Source organism: Actinocrispum sp. NPDC049592 (assembly GCF_040675465.1).
In the GTDB taxonomy this organism is placed as follows: Bacteria; Actinomycetota; Actinomycetes; order Mycobacteriales; family Pseudonocardiaceae; genus Kibdelosporangium.
On record NZ_JBFAPA010000018.1, the window covers coordinates 181,815 to 200,356 of the forward strand.

Genomic DNA, 18,542 nt, shown 5'->3' on the forward strand with positions numbered 1-18,542 from the left:
TTAACCGTGGAGTCCGCACTCGATCTTGTTCTTGCCCGCCCAGCGCCCGCTGCGCGCGTCGGCGCCCGGGGCCACCTTCGCGGTGCAGGGCGCGCAGCCGATGGACAGGTATCCCTCGGCCACCAACAGGTTCTCCAGGATCCCGTTCTCGTCGATGTACCGGCGGAACTCCTCGTCGGTCCACGGCGCGATCGGGTTGACCTTGACCAGGTTGTTGCGCTCGTCCCACTGCACGATCGGGGTGTTCGCCCGGGTCGGCGCGTCCACGCGGCGCACACCGGTGACCCAGGCGTCGTAGTTCGCCAGGGTCCGGCGCAGCGGCACGACCTTGCGCATCGCGCAGCAGCGGTCCGGTTCACGCTCGTAGAGCCGCGGGCCGGATTCGGCGTCCTGCTCGGCGACGGTCTTGTCCGGTGCGGCGTTGATGATGTTGATGCCGGAGTAGGTGGCGGCCACCGCGTCCCGCAGGCCGATGGTCTCCGGGAAGTGGTAACCGGTCTCCAGGAACAACACGTCGAAGTCGGGCTTCGCTTTGACAGCGAGATCGATCAGGACCGCGTCCTGCATGTTGGACGCGAGGATCCAGTTGTCCCCGAACGTCCGCGCGGTCCACTCCAGCGCCTCGGCCGCGGTGGCGTTGGCGAGCTGTCCGGATGCGGCCTCAGCCAAGTCCTTCAGCTGGGTTGCGGTGGTCATTTCTGTACCTGCCCCACTGAGATCCCCACGAACTTCACGGTGAACACCCGTCGGCAGCCGGTGCACAGCCAGGCGGCGTGCGGCTCCTCCTCCGGCCGGAGGTCCTCGTCGCCGCAATACGGGCAATAGAAGGGAGTAGCGCGCTCGCTCACTTGAGGTCGTCCTCCCCGGCCCGCGCGACCCACTGAGCGAACCGCTCGCCCTCGTCGCGGTCCTTGACGTAGTTGCGCACCACGCGTTCGACGTAGTCGGACAGCTCCGTCGCGGTCACCTTGTGGCCACGCAGTTTCCGGCCGAACCCGGCGTCCAGGCCAAGGCCGCCACCGAGGTGAACCTGGAAGCCCTCGACCTGGTTGCCGTCCGCGTCGGTCACGATCTGGCCCTTGAGCCCGATGTCCGCGGTCTGGATGCGGGCACACGAGTTGGGGCAGCCGTTGATGTGCACGGTGACCGGGTTCTCGATGCCGTCCTGGACGTCGGCCAGGCGCTCCTCCAGCGCCGCGACCAGCTCGGCCGCGCGGGCCTTGGTCTCGACGATCGCGAGCTTGCAGAACTCGATGCCGGTGCACGCCATCACCCCGCGCCGCCACGGCGACGGGTCGACCTGCAGGCCCAGCTTGGCCAGCTCCGCCTTGAGCGCGGGCACTTCCGGCTCGGGCACGTCCAGCACGACCAGCTTCTGCTGGGGCGTGAACCGGATCCGCTGCGAACCGGCCCGTTCGGCCGCCTTGGCGACCTCCACGAGCGTGGACCCCGAGACCCGCCCGGCGATCGGGGCGCCGCCGACGTAGAACTTGCCGTCTTTCTGCGGGTACACGCCGACGTGGTCGACGGGGTTCGCCGGCACCTCGGGCGCCGGGCCGTCGATCAGCTTGCGGCCGAGGTACTTCTCCTCCATGACCTCGCGGAACTTCTCGGCTCCCCAGTCGGCGACCAGGAACTTGATCCGCGCGCGGTGCCGCAGCCGCCGGTAGCCGTAGTCACGGAACACGCTGATCACGGCGGCCCACACGTCCGGCACCTCGTCCAGCGGCACCCACGCCCCCAGCCGCTGGCCGATCATCGGGTTGGTGGACAGCCCGCCGCCGACCCACACGTCGAACCCGGGCCCGTGCTCGGGGTGGACCACCCCGACGAACGCCACGTCGTGGATCTCGTGCGCGACGTCCGGCAGCCCCGAGATGGCGGTCTTGAACTTCCGCGGCAGGTTCGAGAAGGCCTTGTCGCCGATGTAGGTCTCTTTGATCTTGTCGATCGCCGGGGTGCCGTCGATGACCTCGTCCAGGGCGATCCCGGCCACCGGCGAGCCGAGGATGACGCGCGGGCTGTCACCGCACGCCTCCATCGTGGTCATCCCCGCGTTCTCCAGCTTCTCCCAGATGACCGGCATGTCCTCGATGCGGATCCAGTGGTACTGGATGTTCTGCCGGTCGGTGATGTCCGCGGTGTCGCGCGCGTAGGTCTGCGAGATCTCCCCGATCACCGCCAGCTGCTCGGTCGTGACCGCGCCGCCGTCGATGCGGACGCGGAGCATGAAGTACTCGTCGTCGAGCTCCTCGGGCTCGAGGGTGGCCGTGCGGCCGCCGTCGATCCCGGGCTTGCGCTGGGTGTACAGGCCGTACCAGCGGAACCGGCCACGCAGGTCGGCCGGGTCGATCGAGTCGAACCCGCCGTGCGCGTAGATCGTCTCGATCCGCGCACGGACGTTCAGCGGGTTGTCGTCCTTCTTGCTGCGCTCGTTGGGGTTGAGCGGTTCGCGGTAGCCGAGTGCCCACTGTCCCTCGCCCCGGCGCTGCTTGGTCCGCTTAGGGGTGGTGGTTGGCGGTGCCATCAGATGGCGTCCTTCGGGATCTGGGCAGTCGCGCGCGCCAGCCCCTCAGGGCGAGAAAAAGCCGGCGCACCCGACGCCGGCGGAAGAAACAAGTGTCCGGCGTAAGGTCAACGCCGGCACAAGTCGCTGTTGACGCGCAGGAAGTCCACGTGGCGGCGGGCCACGAGGAGCAGCTCCACGACAGCAGACATGGCTTCAGCGTGCCACGCGTCCATCCAGTGGTCCACACCCATCCGAATGCTGGGACGGACGTCACGGGACTTGACGCCGCCAGTTGTGCCAGGTCCGGCGGGCGGCGGCTGCTGGGATGTCAGACTTGACGTGTGCCTTCCACGCTTCCCCCTGGTGATCCCGCGCCCGCCGACGGCTCGCTGCCGCCGGAGGCGCTGACCGGGCTGGGCAGCCGTCCGTTCGGTGTCTACGTCCACGTGCCGTTCTGCGCCACACGCTGCGGCTACTGCGACTTCAACACCTACACCGCGGGCGAGCTCGGCACGTCGGCGTCGCCCGAGTCCTGGCTCGAAGGGCTGCGCCGCGAGCTGGACCTGGCCGCCCACGTTCTGGGCAGCCCGCCGGTGGCGGACACCGTCTTCGTCGGCGGGGGCACCCCGTCACTGCTTGGTGCCGAAGGTCTCACCGCGGTCCTCGACGCGGTCCGCGGGTCGTTCGGGCTCTCGTCGGCCGCGGAGGTGACCACCGAGGCCAACCCGGAGTCGACCTCACCGGAGTTCTTCGCGGGCATCCTCCGGGCGGGGTACAACCGCGTCTCACTCGGCGCGCAGTCGGTGGCGCCGCATGTGCTGTCGATCCTGGACCGCAAGCACACCCCGGGCCGTCCGGTCGCCGCCGCCACCGAGGCGCGGGCGGCCGGGTTCGAGCATCTGAACCTCGACCTGATCTACGGCACGCCGGGGGAGCGGCCGGAGGACCTGCAGGCGTCGCTGGACGCGGTGCTGGACGCCGGGGTCGACCACGTGTCGGCCTACGCGCTGATCGTCGAGGAGGGCACCGCCCTGGCCCGCCGGATCCGCCGCGGCGAGCTGCCCGCGCCGGACGACGACGTGCTGGCCGAACGGTACGAGCAGGTCGACTCGGTGCTCTCGACGAGCGGGTTCCGCTGGTACGAGGTGTCCAACTGGGCGGCGTCGGCGGCCGCCCGCTGCCGGCACAACCTCGGCTACTGGCGCGGCGACGACTGGTGGGGTGCCGGACCGGGCGCACATAGTCACGTCGGTGGTGTGCGCTGGTGGAACATCAAACATCCCGCTAAGTACACGGCCGTTCTGGCCGACGGAAAATCACCGGCAGTCGCCCGCGAGATCCTGTCCGAAGAAGACATCAGGGTGGAACGGGTCCTGCTGGAGCTGCGCCTGGCCGAAGGCGTTCCGCTCGACATTCTCGACGAACCCGGTGTGGCGGAAGCGAAAGCGGCGGTGGGCGACGGCCTGCTGAGCCAGTACGCCTTCGACGCGGGCCGGGCGGTACTTACTGACGAAGGCCGCCTGTTGGCGGATGGGATCGTCCGGCGGCTCCTGCCATAATCCAGCACAAGCGCTGAATCCGGCAATTCCCGTAGCACCACAGACGATTAGACCGTGCATAGTGTTCATACTGTTCACGGCAGAAAAAAAGTCGCCCCCAAAGGGAAAAAATCGTGGGTATGCCGTGGTCAACGGGTAGATCAGTCAGTAGCATCGGCAGCCACAAATCGGGAACGGACACGGGCAGGTGATCCTTGCCGCCAAACACCCACCGTGCCCATGGACTTTCCGTGGCCGGCCGGGTGTCTGGGCACCGGCAATCGTCACGGGGGATTTTCGCTACCCAAATCAGGACAGTCGACAGGCGGTAGTTCATGGACTGGCTTCACCGTGGAGGTCGGATTCTTCGTCCTCTTGTGGCGCTGCTGGCAGTACTTCTGGCGGTCGCGTGTTCGTCCGGCCCGGACGGTGCCGCGCCCGCCCGCACACCCGAGAAGCCGCACCTCAAGCTGGGGATCCTGCCGGTGCTCGGCGCCGCTCCCGCGTTCCTCGCGCAGGAGTCGAACTTCTTCCGCGACGCGGGCCTGCAGGTCGAGTTCGTCACCATCCAGGGCGCGGGCGCGGCGATGGACTCGCTCGCCAAGGGCGACCTGGACATGGTCTTCGGCAACTACGTCTCGTTCTTCACCACGCAGGCCAAGGGCACCACGTCGATCAAGTTCGTCGCCGACGGTTACTTCGCCCAGCCGCGCACCTGGATGGTCCTGGTGCCCAAGGACTCCAAGCTGCACAAGCCGGCCGACCTGTCCGGCAAGCGGGTCGCCGTGACCACGACGAGCAGCCTCGCGGACCTCACCATCAAAGCCGTGCTCAGCACCACCGGCAGCCAGATCCAGCCGCTGAGCTTCTCCGAGATGTCCTACACGGACATGGGTACCGCGCTGACCAACCACACGGTGGACGCGGCGCTGCTGTCCGAGCCGTACATCACCGACGTGGCCAAGAAGACCGGCGCGATCCCGCTGTTCGACGCGGCCTCCGGGCCGACCGCGGACATGCCGATCTCCGGCTACTCCACGACCGAGAAGTTCGCCTCGGCCAACCCCAACACGATCGCGGCGTTCCAGCAGGCCTTGAGCCGTGGCGCGGAGATCGCGGGCACCGACCGAGGCCGGGTCGAGCAGGTCATCCACAAGTTCGCCGGCGTGGACGAGCAGACCGCGGCGCTGTGCACGCTCGTGGGCTACCCGACCCGGATGGACCCCCGGCGGTTGCAGCGGGTGCCCGACCTGATGTCGGCATACGGGCTGCTCAAGACCAGGATCGACGCCCAGTCGATGATCCTGCCGAGCGCCATGGGCGACCAGGTCAGCGCAGGCTGACCCGGTCGGAGGATGTCCACAGGCGCCATTATCGGGTGTCGCCTGTGGACATCCCGCTACGCGGGCTGGTCGGTGGGGATGCTCGCGATGTCGACGCAGTCGACCACGCCGAGCGAGCCGGTGTAGCTCAGCTTCATCTGTGCCTTGACGTCCGACCGGTTGTAGTCAGGCGGGACGTCGAAGGCGAGCCCGGCGGGCATGTTGCTCGCGTGGAACCCGCGCAGACCGGGCATGGTGGTCACCACCGTGCGGTAGCCGTCGATCATCTGCTGTTTGGTCCGCAGCGTCAGGTGCACGACCCGGGGATCGATCCGGAGCGACTCGGCGGCCGCCCGCATACCGTCGTCGTCACGGAAGTACATGAACAACGCGTTCGGGCACGAAGCCTCCGGCTCCTTGGGCTTCTGATCGTCGAACGCGACCAAGACCCCCACGAACGCGACAACAACGACACCCAGCCCAGCGAGCGTCCACCGTGTTCTCACGCGCACACAGTGACACACTCGTGCAGCGAGTAAGCGACGAGATCACCAAGTCAGCCCAAGAAGGCCGGCCATCGCCGCAAGACCCTGCACACTCAGGAACGTCGTGTGGAGGTCGGTCCCGTATCGCGGGTACGGGTGCAGCACGGCGCGGCCGCTCGGCAGGATGTAGGCGTCCGCCCAGTCTTCATCCTGATACCGCATTGATTCCTGACTCACGACGTGACTCAGGGGCGTGGTGGAGCCTTCGGGCAAATGCCAGGCGGGCTGCGGTTTTCCACGCACCAGGTCGTCGCGGCGCGTGAACAAGCCTCGGCGTACCAACGGAACCAGGTCGAGCGGTGGCGTCATGCCCGCGGCGGAAGCCCGTCGGACGAACCAAGAGCCCAGCCGCGGGGTATGCCAAGGTGGATCGCCATCATGGCCGTTGGGCCACAACTCCGGGCAAACCGCCACCAGAATCTCCTGGAGATACCGGCGGTGGCCGTCTGCATAACTGTCCACGGAGGACGCTCGCCCCCACGGGTTGTGCTGCCTCGGCTGTCTCGGGGGCGAATGGAACCGGGCCGCGCACAGCAGTCGCTCGACCGGATCGGCGACCGCTCGCACCCGCGCCAGTTCCGCCTCCCGCTGGGCGGTTTCCTCGGCGATCTGCCGTTGTTTCTCTTGCTCTGCCGCGACCTGCGCGGCTTCGGCGCACGCGAGGCAGATACGGCGTTCACCGCCTGTGGAGTGGTCGCCGCATACGAATATTCGGCACGACATACATATACCTACGGCAAATGTCCCACACGCGCAGATCCCCCTGTGTTCCTTACCGTCGCCCGCGTGATACCGCTGCCCGCACATGATCGTGCGGCCGACCATTTGCCCAGTCGCCGGATCGGGGAACATTTCGGTGCGCCATCCCAGGCATTCGTGGAAACCGGGTGCGATGACCTTGTGCGCGACGCTGCCGCAGTGCGGACAGACCATCCGGGCACCTCCTAGTCTCGACACCCGGCTATCGCGCATGCCTCGTAGTCCGCTACCGCGACTTCATCGTTATCTGTAACCGGATCGCGCCGACGCACGACCAGAGTGGAGACACTCTCCGCGGAAGAGGATGGTCGCGATGGTCCAGCCCGATCCACACGGTTTCCCGGACAAACCGGATGACCTGCTGGTGCATCTGGTGGAGAACCAGCTCGGCAGTGCCTTGCTCGCGTTCCTCATCGCCGGTGTGTTGTTCGTGATGGCGTGGATCGGATTTCTGCACACCGCACTGCGTCTCGCCACCCGCGCGGTGCGGCGCGCGGACGTCGAACTGCGTGCGAGGCCACGACTGGAGCGCGTTCTGCTGGTGAGTTCGACGATTGCCCTAGCCGTAATCGAGGTCGCGTGGGTGTACGTCGCGTTCCTGATCGGCAACCTCTTGTCGTTCGGCTTCGGAGTGCGGGACACGCCGATCATCCCGTTGCGGGCAGCCGGGGTTGCGGCACCGGTCGGACCGGTGGCGTTCGACACCGTTTCCCTGATTTACGTCCTGTTCGCGATCGGCATGCTGGTCCTCGCTGGAGGTGGCGAGACCAAGCTGGACGACCGGGTGGTGTTCTTCGGGGCGACGATCATCAGCGCCCCCACGCTTTTGTGGGGGATCCCTACCGCTGCGGTGGTTCTGTTCGACACGGCGTCCATGCTGTGGAAGGACGGCAAGCAGTTCCTGCCGCCGGACATCTACGAACCGGCCACCATCGCGGTTTTCTGCCTTGCCTACTACATCACGTGCTGCATCGCGGTGTTCGGTGTTGTCTTACTTGTGCGGCTGTGGCACCGGCAGCCGCAGCCGGGTTCCCGGATGAAGCTGTAATCCACAATGGACTCATTGGCCGGGGGCTGAACATGGCCGGAAGCCGTGCGCGGGGAGGCACGCACGGCTTCCGGGGTTTGTTACCCGAGCGATCAGGCCGAGATCTCGATGCGGCGCGGCTTGGCCGCCTCCAGCTTCGGCGCGCGCACGGTCAGCACGCCATCGACCAGCTTGGCCTCGACCTTCTCGCCATCGACCTTGCGCGGCAGCGTCACCCGGTAGGCGAACTTGCCGGTGCGGCGGGTGCTGCGGTGCAGCTTGCCCTCGCGCTCCCGGTCCTTGACCTCACCGGTGACGGCCAGGTCGGCCCCGTTCAGATCGATGCTGATGTCCTCGCGCTGCACGCCCGGGACCTCGAGCTCGAACACGTACTCCGCGTCGGTCTCGGTGACGTCCGCGAGCGGCGCCCACACGGTCGAGCGGTTGATCTGGGTGAACAGGTCGTCGAACTCCCGGAACGGGTCCCACCGGCCCAGCGAGTTCAGCGAACGAACGGCAAGCGCCATGTTTCTCAACCTCCTGAGACTCTCGGCCCCTGCTGGCCGATCTGCCCAGTCCAACGGGGTTGAGCCGAGCTTTGTTCCCAAAGTTGAGCGCAGTCGACTCAATGAACTAGCTCACACTCGGCTGAGGATCCGGTCGAGTGCTTGAGCGAGGTCGCCGTGTCCCTGAGTCCGCCAGGCGATGACGAAGTCGGGACGCACGAGCACCGCGCCCTCCGGAGTGATGCCGTACACCTTGGTCACGTCCTCGCCGACGAGGTGCGCGGTCAGACCCAGTGCCGAGGCCTCGTCGATCCACCGCTGGGATCCGGTGAGCACCACGAAGCCGCGGCCGAACAGCTCGATGGTCGACCCGGTCTCCAGCGGAACGTGCGGGGCTCGTGAACCCGGCCGGCCGGTGGGCTCCTCGGGGTTCTCCAGCAGCTCCCGCCGATCGCCGGGTTCCAGCAGGACGGCGTCGCTGAGGTTGCGGTACCCGAAGAACAGCTTGGACACCGGGTCGACCGGCGGCGCGAGGGTGTCATCGGCGAGGTCTGGGCGCATCCGGTGGATGAACTCCCGGTACTGCTGGTCGGCGATGAAGTCGGAGAACGGCCGCCGTTCGGCGTCGTGACTGTCCAGCAGGCCCGGGCCTGCCTCGCCGCGCACGACCATCGCCAGTTTCCAGGCCAGGTGGAAGCCGTCCATGATCGCGGAGTTCCCGCCGAACGCCCCGGTCGGCGGCATCACCCGCGCGGCGTCGCCGACCAGGTGCACACGGCCTTCGCTGAACCGGTCGGCGACAAGGTGTTTGGTGTCCGACCGGTCGCCGGTGTGCACGATCCGCACGTCGAGATCCGGGTTCCCCGCGGCGATCCGCGCTGTCTCGACCCAGTCGTGGTCACCATCGGCGGTGGCCACTGCGTACCGGCCGGGCTCGTCGGTGCTCACCAGCACGCCGCTGCCGCCGGGCAGGTCCGGGTTTTGCAGGTACACCAACGCATTGCGGGGCAGCAGGTCGCCGAGGTCGGCTTCGAAGATCGCGCTGACGCCGGCGCCCAGCACGCCGCGGCCGTGCTGCGTGATGCCCAGGGCGGTCCGGATCGGGCTGCGATGACCGTCCGCGGCGACCAGGTAGGGCGTGCGGAAGGTGCTCTCCTCGCCGGTGGCCAGGTCCCGGAGCACCGCGGTGACCCCGTCGTCGTCCTGCTCTAAACGCACCAGCTCGGTCGAGAACCGGATCTCCGCGCCGAGCTCCCGGGCCCGCCCGGCCAGGATCGGCTCGGCCCGCTCCTGGCTGCAGTTGGCCCACCCGGCCGAGGAGACCGCGGACAGATCCGGCCCCTGCGCGTCCACCATCACCTCGTGCAGCACCGGCCCGGCGGCCGACCTCGCGACGATGATCTTGAAGCTCGGGTCCGGCGGTGACGCGTCGACCATCTTCCGGTCGACCCCGGCCAGCCGCAACGCCTCCATGGTGTGCGGGAACTGCCCACGCGCCTTGGGGTGCATCGACATCCCCGCGTGCCGCTCGACCACCACCGTCTTCACCCCGTGCAGCCCCAAGAACATCGCGGTGGACAACCCGGCCAAGCCGGCGCCGACGACCAACATGACAACCTCCCAGTGGAACGAACACCATTCGCCGATACGAACACTGTTCTATTTACGAACGCTGTTCGTGTCAAGTACAGTGTTCCCCGTGCAGCCGCTTCCCGACCCGCCCTGGCGTTCCGGCCAGCGCAAACCCGCGCGCCGGCCACTGAGCCGAGACCTGATCGTCGACACCGCCTTGCGGCTGCTGGAGAAAGAAGGCCTCGACGCCCTCTCCATGCGCCGGGTCGCCCAGGCGCTCGACACGGGCCCGGCGTCGCTGTACGCCCACGTCCGCAACCGCGACGAGCTGCTGGAGCTGATGTTCGACCGCGTCCTGGGCACCCTGGAGATCCCCGAACCGGACCCGGAGCGCTGGCGCGAACAGCTGAAAGCCCTTTGCCTGGCCCAGATCCAGGCGATGCTGGCCTACCCTGGCCTCGCCCAGGCGGTGATCAACGCGATGATCCCCATCGGCCCCAACGCGATGCGGCAGGGCGAGGGGATGCTGGCCGTGCTACGCGCGGGCGGACTGTCCGAACGGGACGCTGCCTTCGCATTCGACGCGCTTGGCTTGTACTGCAAGGCCTACGCGGCCGAGGCGAGCATCTGGCGGTCACCCGACCTGGACCACGCCGCCATGGCCGAACGGGCCAGGCAAATGACCGACTACATGAACTCCTTGCCGCCCAACGCATTCCCCAACATGCTCGCCGTCGGCCCGTTGTTCTCAGCCGAAACCGCCACCGACCGCCTGCACTTCGCTCTCACGACCTTCATCGCGGGCCTCGCGCGCGGCTAGTGCGCGGGCGGGATTGTGGGGATATTGCAGGGATCGGAGATCATCGCCTTGGGGTAGGCCTGCTTGAGGTCGGTCTTCAACCGGTCACGGTCGATGCCCGCGGCGGGCTTGACCCGGACGATGGCCGGGTAGGTGTCCGGGTCGGCGACGCGCAGGACGTCCGGGGCGTCGGCGAACTTCTTGCGGAACCGTTCGTAGCTCTGCTGCTTGGTCTCGCCGATGGGGTCCACCACGTGCGGATCCGACTTCAGCTGCTCGGCGCCCGCGGTCATCTCGGCGTCGGTGGGGAAGCCCACCTCGATCTCCGAGCAGCGCTCGGCGACCGGTTCGGACGGCTGTGACATGAGCACAACCGTGACCACGGCCGCGAGCATGACCGCGACCGTGGCGACCCATAACAGGCTTCGCTGCACTCCCCGACGATGACACACCACGGCCGGCCGGAACGAATCCGGCCGGCCGCGAACTCACTTCGTGGGGATCATCACGGTCAGGATCTCGGCCTGGAGCAGCGAGATGACACCGACGACCGCGGTGAGCACAATGCTCCAGAGGAATGTCTGGCGCAGCAGCGTCGACTCCTCGCCGGTCTTGTTGATCGCCGTCGCGCCGATGGACAGGTTCTGCGGCGAGATCATCTTGCCCATCACGCCACCGGAGGTGTTGGTCGCGCCCGCCAGCGTCGGGTCGACGCCGAGCTGGTGCGCGGAGATGACCTGCATCGGGCCGAACAAGCTGTTCGTCGAGGCGTCCGAGCCGGTGAGGAACACGCCCAGCCAGCCGATGTACGCGGAGAACAACGGGAACAGCACGCCGGTGGTGGCCAGCGCGAGGCCGAGGGTCTGGGTCGCGCCGGAGTAGTTCATCACGAACGCGATGCCGAGGATCATCATGATCGTCGCCAGCGCCCACCGCATCTGCACGATGGTCTGCACGTAGATCCGGGCCAGTTTGCGGATGCCCGCGCCCATGGTCAGCCCGGCGATCACCGCGGAGATCAACGCCATGCTGCCGGCCGAGTACAGCCAGTCCACCGTGAACGAGGCCGCGTACGGGGTGTTCTTCGCGGTGATCGGCGGTGTCTGGATGACCTGGTTGTGCAGGCCCGGCCAGGTGAACACGATGCTCGGCTTCTGCAGCAGCTTGGTCAGATCCAGCCAGGCGGGCAGGTTCTTGAAGATGGTGCCGATCCGGGACAGCAGGATCACCAGAATCAAAATCACGTACGGCGCCCACCCGTACAGCGCGCCGCGCGGACGTGCTGTCGTACCAACGCCTTCCGCCTTCGCCTCGGCCGGCTGCTCACCTTCGAAGCCCCACACCGACCGCGGCTGCCAGACCCGCGACAGCAGCCACAGCGCCAGCATCGCGCCCAACGCGGCGAGCACGTCCACCAGGCTCGGGCTGACGTAGTTCGACACCAGGAACTGGATCACCGCGAACGACAGGCCCGCGGTCAGCACGGCGGGCCAGACCTCGGTCATCCTGCGCCAGCCGGCCAGCACCACGACCAGGAACGCCGGGATGATCAGCGACAGCAACGGAAGCTGGCGGCCGACCATCGCCGAGTACAGCGCGGTGGCGTCGTCCGGCTTGATGTTCAGGATCGGGCCGGTCAGCCGGCCCAGGATGATCAGCGGGTTGCCCAGCCCGCCGAACGCGACCGGCGCGGTGTTCGCCAGCAGTGCCAGCACGACCGCCTTCACCGGCGGGAACCCAAGCGCGGCAAGCATCGCGCCGGTGATCGCGACCGGCGCGCCGCCGCCCGCGATGCCCTCCAGCAGCGCGCCGAACGCGAACGCGATCAGCAGCGCCTGCAGCCTGCGGTCCGGGCTGAACCCGGCCAGCACCGACTTGACCGTCTCGAACCGTCCGGTCGCGACAGTCACGTTGTGGAAGTACACGGCGTGGAAGGCGATCCAGATGACGTTCCAGATGCCGAACGCGATCCCCATCGCGGCCGAGTCGAACGCCAGCCCGGCCGGCATCCGGTAGACCACGAGCGCCACCACGAGGGCGACCACCAACGCCAACGCCGCGGACAGGTGCGCCGAGCGGCGCAGCACTCCGAGCGTCACGAGCAGCACGATCACCGGCAGTGCGGCGATGATCGCCGAGAGCCATAACGGACCGGCGGGCTGATAATCCTGGATCACGGCAAAGCCCCTTCGTCAGTGAAGGTTGGTTCTCAGGCCGGTGATCCCCGGCCCGGCGGCGTCGCTGGCGGCGGCTTGTCGAGGGAAGGGTTGATCTCTGGGTGGTTACGGCAGGTGGCCCAGCCGGCGGGACAGCGTCGTGGCGGCGTCGGCCACCATCGGTCCCAGTTCGTCCATCCGCAGCAGCACCCGCCCGGCCGGGCCGGCGATGCTCATCGCGGCGACCGGCTGCCCGGTGCGGTCCCGGATCGGCGCGGCCACGCAGCCCACGTCGGGCTCGTTCTCGATGTTGTCGATCGCCCAGCCGCGCTTGGCCGTGCGCTCGAGCTCGTCCAGCAGCAGCGGCCGGTCGACGATCGTGTTGGGGGTCAAGCGGTCCAGCCGCATCCGGGACACCCGGTCGGCGCGTTCGGCCGCGGTCAGCGCGGACAGCCACGCCTTGCCGAGCGAGGACGCGTGCTGCGGGCGGCGGGTGCCGAGCTGGCAGTGCAGTGTCACCGCGTTCGCGCCGCGGTCCTTGGCCACGTAGACCATCGCGTCGCCGTCCGGCACGGCGAGGAAGATCGTCTCGCCGCTGCGGGTGGCCAGCCCGGACAGGAACTGCGGCGCGGCCTTGTGCAGGTCGGTCGACGCCATCGCCTGCACGCCGAGCTCGACCAGCCGCGCGCCCAGCCGGACGCGGCCGGTCACGTGGTCGGCCTCCAGGTACTCCAGTTCCTTGAGGGTGTGCACGATCCGGTACACCGCGCTGCGGGACAGGCCCAGCTGGGTCGCGATGGCGTTGGTGGAGATCTCCTGGCGCATCCCCACGTGCTCCAGCACTGCCAGGCCGCGTTCCAGCGTCCCGGTCTGATGCGCCTTCTTGCCGTTGGTCTCCACGTGTCCCTCCTTCACGGCCGAAGGCATCGATGTTCCGTTGACCGGGAAACTGTCCCGGTAGTCAGCGAGCGAGCCAGCCACCATCCACCGCCAAAACATGTCCGGTTACGTAGTCAGAGGCCGAACTGGCCAGGAACACCGCGGCGCCGGCGAGATCGTCCGGAGATCCCCACCGGCCCGAAGGAATGCGACCCAGTATCTCTTGGCTGCGTCGCGCGTCGTCGCGCAGCGCCGCGGTGTTGTCGGTCGCGAAATAGCCCGGGGCTATCGCGTTGACCTGAACGTTCGACGCCGCCCATTCGTTGGCCAGCGTCTTGGTCAGCCCCGCCACCGCGTGCTTGCTCGCGGTGTACGCGGCCACCCTGATCCCGCCCTGGAAGCTCAGCAGGGACGCGATCGTGATGATCTTGCCGGAGCCGCGGCGCACCATCGATGCGCCGACCGTCCGGGTGAGCTCGAAGACCGAGTCGAGGTTGACCGACAGGACCGCCCGCCAGTCCTCGAGGGAGTGGTCCACCGCGTCCGCCCGGCGGATGATCCCGGCGTTGTTGACCAGCACGTCGATCTGGTGCCCGGCCAGGATCTCCGCCGCTTTCCCGGCGACCTGCCCCGGCTCGGCGAGGTCGATCTCGGCGACGTACGCGCTGCGGCCATGCGCCTGTACCTCCTCGGTGACCTGGGAGAAGTCCCCGCCGTGGCCGACCAGCACGACGTCTGCCCCGGCGCCGGCCAGCGCGGCGGCGACCGCCCGGCCCAGGCCGGTGCGCGCGCCGGTGACCAGGGCCGTGCGGCCCTCCAGGGAGAACAGCTTCGCCAGGTAGGTCATCGCAGGTCCGCCATGGCGATGTGGTCCATGTCGTCGAACCGGTAGTTCTCCCCGGCCATGAACCAGAGGAACGAGTAGCTGCCGGTGGCCGCGCCGGAGTGGACCGACCAGCTCGGCGAGATCACCGCCTGCTCGTTGCGCACGATCAGGTGCCGGGTCTCGCCCGGCTCGCCGAGCAGGTGCACCAGCCGGGCGTCCTCGTCGAGGTCGAAGTAGAAGTAGCACTCGGTGCGGCGCACGTGGGTGTGCGCGGGCATGGTGTTCCAGACGCTGCCCGGCGCCAGCTCGGTCCAGCCCATCATCAGCTGGCAGCTCTGCACGAGGGTGCCGTCGATGTACCGGCGCAGCACGCGTTCGTTGGCCGACTCGGGCGCCCCCAGCGCGATCGGCTGCACGTCCTCACCCCGCACGAGGACGGTCGGCAGGTCGCGGTGGGCGGGCGCGGAGGCCAGGTAGAAGCGGGCCGGGTCGCGGTCGTCCTCGCTGGTGAACACCACGTCACGGGCGCCGCGGCCGACGTAGACGAGGTCTCCCCTGGAGAGCTTGAAACCGGTACCGTCGACGGTCACCGCTCCGCGTCCGCCGACGCAGAAAGCCGCCAGCTCGCGACGCTCGCAGAAGTGGTCCGTGCGCAGGGCGTCGTCCGGCTCCAGGCGTAACGGCTCGGCGCCCGGCATGGCGCCACCCAGCACGACCCGGTCCTCGTGGCTGTAGGTCAGGCGGAGCTCTCCGCTGACGAACACGTCCTCGACCAGGTAGTGCCGGCGCAGCTGCGCGGTGTCGTACCCGCGTGCCTCCGCCGGGTTGGTCGAGTACCGAACGTCCACGACGACCTCCGTGTACCGGTGATTGGAACACTGGACCAGTAGTTGGGAAGACGCTAACAGCTCTCGTCACACAGCGGAAGGTCCAGACCACTACGGCGTGACAATTGCGAAAGCAAAGATCGGTTGGCATGTAAGGATCCCCAGCCCCCGGAACATTTCCGCTGACGGCACCCGGACGGAGCGGGGGCTGGTGACGGCCCGCAACGTGCTGGCCAACCAGTCCCGGCGGCATGGCCGGGAGGTGCTCACCGACGAGATCGACCAGCTCAGCGGGCACGCCGCGGATGCCGAAGTCGTGGAGCGCCTGACGTTGCTGTCGGCACTGGCGGAATTGACCGGCAAAGAGCGCGAGGCCCTGATGCTGACCGTCTGGACGGCCTGAGTGCGCGTGACGCGGCGAAAGTCGCCGGGTGTACGGCGATCGCGTTCTCGGTGCGTCCGCATCGGGCCCGGAACAGATTCGCGGCGGCGGCCGAAGCCCGGGAGCGACAGGCCCAGCCGGACGCGGTGGCCCTCGGCCGGGGAAATGGGGAGCGATGAAGCGGAAAGTGACCGAAGCGGTCGACCGGCTGGCCCGGATCGACTTTCCCACCGGGCGATCTCACCACCGCGCAATGGTTCACCAAAGCCGACGACTGGCGCGGGATCCTCGGCCACCCGAAGGCCGTCTCGGCGTATCTGCGGGCGCTGTCCGCGAAACCCGGGATCGAGGTCGAGGGAATGACCAGCGACCGGCAGACCGGCCCGCGATCGCCCCGCGACCTACTCCTCCACGATCTGGCTGAACACGGCCTACGTCCCGGACACGCGGACCCGTCCGTCCTGATAGGCCCGCAGCACCGCCTGCACCGCGTCCTGCTGCTGCACGCCGAGATCCTGGGCGACCCGGACGAACTCGGCCGCCGCCTCCGCCAACGCGGTGGCGGCGCCGGGGTCGGGCCGGGGGACCGCCGCGACCACGGTCCCGTTGCGGCGCGCGGTGTGCAGCAGCCCAGCGGTCTCCAGTTCGCGGTAGACCCTTGCCACGGTGCCATTCGACAGGCCGAGGTCGTTCGCGAGCTGCCGGATCGACGGCAGCTGCGCCCCGACCGGCAGCTCACCGGTGCGGATCAGGTGCACGAGCTGGTCCCGTACCTGCCGCCAGGGCGCGACCCCGCTGCCGGGGTCGACGAGGATCCGGGTCACGTGGTGGCCTGGACATAGGGCATCCGCCGGGATGGCTGCGCGGTCCAGATCCAGGCCGCGACCGCACCGAGCAGCGCGGGAAGGCCGATGAAATCGGCCGCGACGGTGGCGTCGAGCCAGCCAGGCCGCGTAGGTGCGTCCGCCGGGAGGTGGATGCTGCGCAGGAAACTCAGCCGGTTCCCGGCCAACAGCACGAGCGTTGCCATCCAAACCATGCCGAGCCCGACGGCGCCTCGGGCATTCCGTGTCCGCAGCACGGCATCCACCTGTACATCGGCCACCGACGCACGCCGCACCGTCAGCCACACGACGGCGAGCACGGCGACCATGGCGACCAGCGCGCCGCCTATGACCGCCCAGGCCACCGGCGAGGCGACCTGCCGGCGGAAGTCCTCCGAAACGGTGATCACCGTCCCGTCGGCCGACCGCCAGGTCCCGGTCGCCGGCACCTCGGCGACCGCCCGGTTCGCCCAGGGCCGGACCAGCAACGCGGTCACGGCCAGTAGCACGGCGAGAGTAGCCAGGCTGGCGAGAACCGCTATCGACCACCTGGGCACCAGGTCGTACCAGTGCCTGCGCGTCAGCGTGGCGGTCCGTGGCCCGCGAACGGGCCGGATCGCGGTCATGAGCTCCGCCGCCAGCAGCGCGATCGCCAGCGGCACGATGAACCGCGCGAAACCCGTGTCATAGAACGACACCACCGGCCCCAGGGCCAACAGCGGCACGGCGAGCAGCCGCTGATCGCGCAGATGGTGGGCGGCCTGGCGGCTTTGCTGTTCGGTGGGCCCGCGCACACCCCACCGCTCCAGCAGCCGTTTCCCCGTATCGGTGGTCGGCCACAGCACGAAGACCAGGGCGACCCCGATCAGGCCATAAACCAGGCTGTACGCAAGCAGCTGCGGCATGGCGGACCCCCTTGTATCAAGTGCTTGGTACAAAGAGTCCCAGATGAAATGCGCTGTTGCCAAGTGGCGGAGCCAACCGGCCGGGCGGCTCCGTAAACTTGAGGGCAAGTGCCGATACTTTGTGGCCGGGGAGGGAGCCGTGGTGAGTGCCGACGAGCGTCGGTTCGAAGTGCTGCGCGCGATCGTCGCCGACTACGTGTCCAATCACGAGCCGGTGGCGTCCAAGGCGATCGTCGAGCGGCACAACCTCGGCGTGTCCAGCGCGACCGTGCGCAACGACATGGCGTCGCTGGAGGAGGACGGCTACATCACGCAGCCGCACACCAGCGCGGGCCGGATCCCCACCGACAAGGGCTACCGGCTGTTCGTGGACCGGCTGCACGAGGTCAAGCCGCTGTCCGGGGCGGAGCGCCGGGCGATCGGCAAGTTCCTGGACGGCGCCATCGACCTGGACGACGTGCTGCGCCGCAGCGTCCGCCTGCTGGCTCAGCTGACCAGGCAGGTCGCCGTGGTGCAGTACCCGACGCTGACCCGCTCCACGGTCAAGCACATCGAGCTGGTGCTGATCACGCCCGCGCGGATGATGCTGGTGATGATCACCGACACCGGCCGGGTCGACCAGCGCATGGTCGACCTGGGTGACGTATGCACCGAGGAGGCGCTGTCCCGGCTGCGCACGATGATCAACTCCGGGTTGTCGGGGCGCAGGCTGGTGGATGCCGCGGCGAGCGTCGCCGAGCTGGTCGAACAGGCCCCGGCCGACCTGCGGGACACAGCGATCCGGGTGGGTTCGGTGCTGGTCGAGTCGCTGGTCGAGCACCCCGAGGAGCGGCTGGTCCTCGGCGGCACGGCCAACCTGACCCGCAACGTCGCGGACTTCCCTGGCTCGCTGCGCACCGTGCTGGAGGCGTTGGAGGAGCAGGTCGTCATCCTGCGGCTGCTGGCCGGCGCGCGGGACGCCGGGACGGTCACGGTCCACATCGGCGGTGAGAACGAGGCTGAGGAAATGCGCAGTACCTCAGTGGTATCGATCGGGTATGGCGGTGGCTCGGAGCTTCTGGGCGGGATGGGTGTGGTGGGTCCCACCCGGATGGACTACCCGGGAACCATCGCGGCCGTCCGCGCGGTTGCCAACTATGTGGGGGAGATCCTGACCGCGCGATGAA

Annotated in this window: 20 protein-coding genes; 6 read left to right on the forward strand and 14 right to left on the reverse strand. The window is 68.5% G+C overall.

The window, feature by feature from the left end; genetic code table 11:
* Genes AB0J95_RS37310 through AB0J95_RS37320 form a run of 3 tightly spaced genes read right to left on the reverse strand, consistent with a single transcriptional unit; the run spans position 1 to position 2,527 of the window.
* Complete coding sequence (locus AB0J95_RS37310; RefSeq protein ID WP_364769067.1) at positions 1-696, reverse strand: phosphoadenylyl-sulfate reductase; 696 nt, start codon at positions 694-696, stop codon at positions 1-3.
* On the reverse strand, positions 693-848 hold the full coding sequence (locus tag AB0J95_RS37315) for an Insertion element protein (RefSeq protein ID WP_364769070.1): 156 nt from the start codon (positions 846-848) through the stop codon (positions 693-695). The genes AB0J95_RS37310 and AB0J95_RS37315 overlap by 4 nt, the downstream gene beginning before the upstream one ends.
* Positions 845-2,527 (reverse strand): nitrite/sulfite reductase, encoded by a 1,683-nt coding sequence (locus AB0J95_RS37320; protein ID WP_364769073.1) that lies wholly within the window; start codon positions 2,525-2,527, stop codon positions 845-847. The genes AB0J95_RS37315 and AB0J95_RS37320 overlap by 4 nt, the downstream gene beginning before the upstream one ends.
* Positions 2,528-2,850: 323 nt before the next feature.
* On the opposite strand from AB0J95_RS37320, the gene hemW reads away from it, so the two are divergent.
* Together hemW and AB0J95_RS37330 are read left to right on the forward strand one after the other, a co-directional pair.
* A complete protein-coding gene (gene hemW / locus AB0J95_RS37325; RefSeq protein ID WP_364769076.1) occupies positions 2,851-4,068 on the forward strand; it encodes a radical SAM family heme chaperone HemW in 1,218 nt (405 codons plus the stop codon).
* Between the two features lie 356 nt (positions 4,069-4,424).
* The gene (locus AB0J95_RS37330; protein WP_364769079.1) at positions 4,425-5,390 is read left to right on the forward strand and encodes an ABC transporter substrate-binding protein; all 966 of its coding nucleotides are present in this window, start codon (positions 4,425-4,427) and stop codon (positions 5,388-5,390) included.
* A 56-nt stretch (positions 5,391-5,446) separates the two neighbouring features.
* Here the strand turns inward: AB0J95_RS37330 and AB0J95_RS37335 are convergent, their stop codons facing one another.
* Together AB0J95_RS37335 and AB0J95_RS37340 are read right to left on the reverse strand one after the other, a co-directional pair.
* Complete coding sequence (locus AB0J95_RS37335) at positions 5,447-5,875, reverse strand: hypothetical protein (RefSeq protein ID WP_364769082.1); 429 nt, start codon at positions 5,873-5,875, stop codon at positions 5,447-5,449.
* Positions 5,876-5,917: 42 nt separating this feature from the next.
* Positions 5,918-6,847: a hypothetical protein gene (locus AB0J95_RS37340; RefSeq protein WP_364769085.1), complete on the reverse strand. Its 930-nt coding sequence runs from the start codon at positions 6,845-6,847 to the stop codon at positions 5,918-5,920.
* A gap of 139 nt (positions 6,848-6,986) precedes the next feature.
* Between AB0J95_RS37340 and AB0J95_RS37345 the strand changes: the two genes are divergently transcribed.
* Complete coding sequence (locus tag AB0J95_RS37345) at positions 6,987-7,721, forward strand: hypothetical protein (protein ID WP_364769088.1); 735 nt, start codon at positions 6,987-6,989, stop codon at positions 7,719-7,721.
* A 92-nt stretch (positions 7,722-7,813) separates the two neighbouring features.
* Here the strand turns inward: AB0J95_RS37345 and AB0J95_RS37350 are convergent, their stop codons facing one another.
* Together AB0J95_RS37350 and AB0J95_RS37355 are read right to left on the reverse strand one after the other, a co-directional pair.
* A complete protein-coding gene (locus tag AB0J95_RS37350; RefSeq protein ID WP_364769091.1) occupies positions 7,814-8,227 on the reverse strand; it encodes an Hsp20/alpha crystallin family protein in 414 nt (137 codons plus the stop codon).
* A gap of 111 nt (positions 8,228-8,338) precedes the next feature.
* Positions 8,339-9,817 carry an FAD-dependent monooxygenase gene (locus tag AB0J95_RS37355; protein ID WP_364769094.1) on the reverse strand — a complete coding sequence of 493 codons (1,479 nt, stop codon included), beginning with the start codon at positions 9,815-9,817 and terminating at the stop codon, positions 8,339-8,341.
* Positions 9,818-9,905: 88 nt separating this feature from the next.
* On the opposite strand from AB0J95_RS37355, the gene AB0J95_RS37360 reads away from it, so the two are divergent.
* Complete coding sequence (locus tag AB0J95_RS37360) at positions 9,906-10,598, forward strand: TetR/AcrR family transcriptional regulator (RefSeq protein ID WP_364769097.1); 693 nt, start codon at positions 9,906-9,908, stop codon at positions 10,596-10,598.
* On the opposite strand, the gene AB0J95_RS37365 is transcribed toward AB0J95_RS37360, so the two are convergent.
* From AB0J95_RS37365 to kduI, 5 genes are all read right to left on the reverse strand, one after another.
* Complete coding sequence (locus tag AB0J95_RS37365; protein WP_364769100.1) at positions 10,595-11,011, reverse strand: permease-like cell division protein FtsX; 417 nt, start codon at positions 11,009-11,011, stop codon at positions 10,595-10,597. The two genes, AB0J95_RS37360 and AB0J95_RS37365, sit on opposite strands and share 4 nt — an antisense overlap.
* A 54-nt stretch (positions 11,012-11,065) precedes the next feature.
* Positions 11,066-12,754, reverse strand: a complete 1,689-nt coding sequence (locus tag AB0J95_RS37370) for an L-lactate permease (RefSeq protein WP_364769102.1) — start codon at positions 12,752-12,754, stop codon at positions 11,066-11,068.
* Between the two features lie 105 nt (positions 12,755-12,859).
* The gene (locus tag AB0J95_RS37375) at positions 12,860-13,660 is read right to left on the reverse strand and encodes an IclR family transcriptional regulator (protein WP_364769105.1); all 801 of its coding nucleotides are present in this window, start codon (positions 13,658-13,660) and stop codon (positions 12,860-12,862) included.
* 34 nt (positions 13,661-13,694) lie between these two features.
* Positions 13,695-14,459: a 2-dehydro-3-deoxy-D-gluconate 5-dehydrogenase KduD gene (gene kduD / locus AB0J95_RS37380; protein WP_364769108.1), complete on the reverse strand. Its 765-nt coding sequence runs from the start codon at positions 14,457-14,459 to the stop codon at positions 13,695-13,697.
* Complete coding sequence (gene kduI / locus AB0J95_RS37385) at positions 14,456-15,286, reverse strand: 5-dehydro-4-deoxy-D-glucuronate isomerase (RefSeq protein ID WP_364769111.1); 831 nt, start codon at positions 15,284-15,286, stop codon at positions 14,456-14,458. Before kduI ends, kduD begins: the two co-directional genes overlap by 4 nt.
* A 190-nt stretch (positions 15,287-15,476) precedes the next feature.
* Between kduI and AB0J95_RS37390 the strand changes: the two genes are divergently transcribed.
* Positions 15,477-15,668, forward strand: coding sequence for a hypothetical protein (locus tag AB0J95_RS37390; protein ID WP_364769114.1), 192 nt, complete (start codon positions 15,477-15,479; stop codon positions 15,666-15,668).
* A 410-nt stretch (positions 15,669-16,078) separates the two neighbouring features.
* On the opposite strand, the gene AB0J95_RS37395 is transcribed toward AB0J95_RS37390, so the two are convergent.
* Positions 16,079-16,471, reverse strand: coding sequence for a GntR family transcriptional regulator (locus AB0J95_RS37395; protein WP_364769117.1), 393 nt, complete (start codon positions 16,469-16,471; stop codon positions 16,079-16,081).
* Entirely contained in the window at positions 16,468-17,376 is a 909-nt protein-coding gene (locus AB0J95_RS37400) for a hypothetical protein (protein ID WP_364769120.1), read from the reverse strand. Before AB0J95_RS37400 ends, AB0J95_RS37395 begins: the two co-directional genes overlap by 4 nt.
* Before the next feature lie 139 nt (positions 17,377-17,515).
* On the opposite strand from AB0J95_RS37400, the gene hrcA reads away from it, so the two are divergent.
* Positions 17,516-18,541: a heat-inducible transcriptional repressor HrcA gene (hrcA, locus tag AB0J95_RS37405; RefSeq protein WP_364769123.1), complete on the forward strand. Its 1,026-nt coding sequence runs from the start codon at positions 17,516-17,518 to the stop codon at positions 18,539-18,541.
* The last annotated feature ends 1 nt before the right edge of the window (position 18,542 follow it).

What these genes read in the sequence shown, in the direction of transcription:
- AB0J95_RS37350 (WP_364769091.1), bottom strand. Translation starts at nt 8,227, where the DNA reads ATGGCGCTTGCCGTTCGTTCGCTGAACTCGCTGGGCCGGTGGGACCCG.
- AB0J95_RS37355 (WP_364769094.1), bottom strand. Translation starts at nt 9,817, where the DNA reads ATGTTGGTCGTCGGCGCCGGCTTGGCCGGGTTGTCCACCGCGATGTTC.
- AB0J95_RS37340 (WP_364769085.1), bottom strand. Translation starts at nt 6,847, where the DNA reads ATGGTCTGTCCGCACTGCGGCAGCGTCGCGCACAAGGTCATCGCACCC.
- AB0J95_RS37375 (WP_364769105.1), bottom strand. Translation starts at nt 13,660, where the DNA reads ATGCCTTCGGCCGTGAAGGAGGGACACGTGGAGACCAACGGCAAGAAG.
- AB0J95_RS37400 (WP_364769120.1), bottom strand. Translation starts at nt 17,376, where the DNA reads ATGCCGCAGCTGCTTGCGTACAGCCTGGTTTATGGCCTGATCGGGGTC.
- AB0J95_RS37310 (WP_364769067.1), bottom strand. Translation starts at nt 696, where the DNA reads ATGACCACCGCAACCCAGCTGAAGGACTTGGCTGAGGCCGCATCCGGA.
- kduD (WP_364769108.1), bottom strand. Translation starts at nt 14,459, where the DNA reads ATGACCTACCTGGCGAAGCTGTTCTCCCTGGAGGGCCGCACGGCCCTG.
- AB0J95_RS37320 (WP_364769073.1), bottom strand. Translation starts at nt 2,527, where the DNA reads ATGGCACCGCCAACCACCACCCCTAAGCGGACCAAGCAGCGCCGGGGC.
- AB0J95_RS37345 (WP_364769088.1), top strand. Translation starts at nt 6,987, where the DNA reads ATGGTCCAGCCCGATCCACACGGTTTCCCGGACAAACCGGATGACCTG.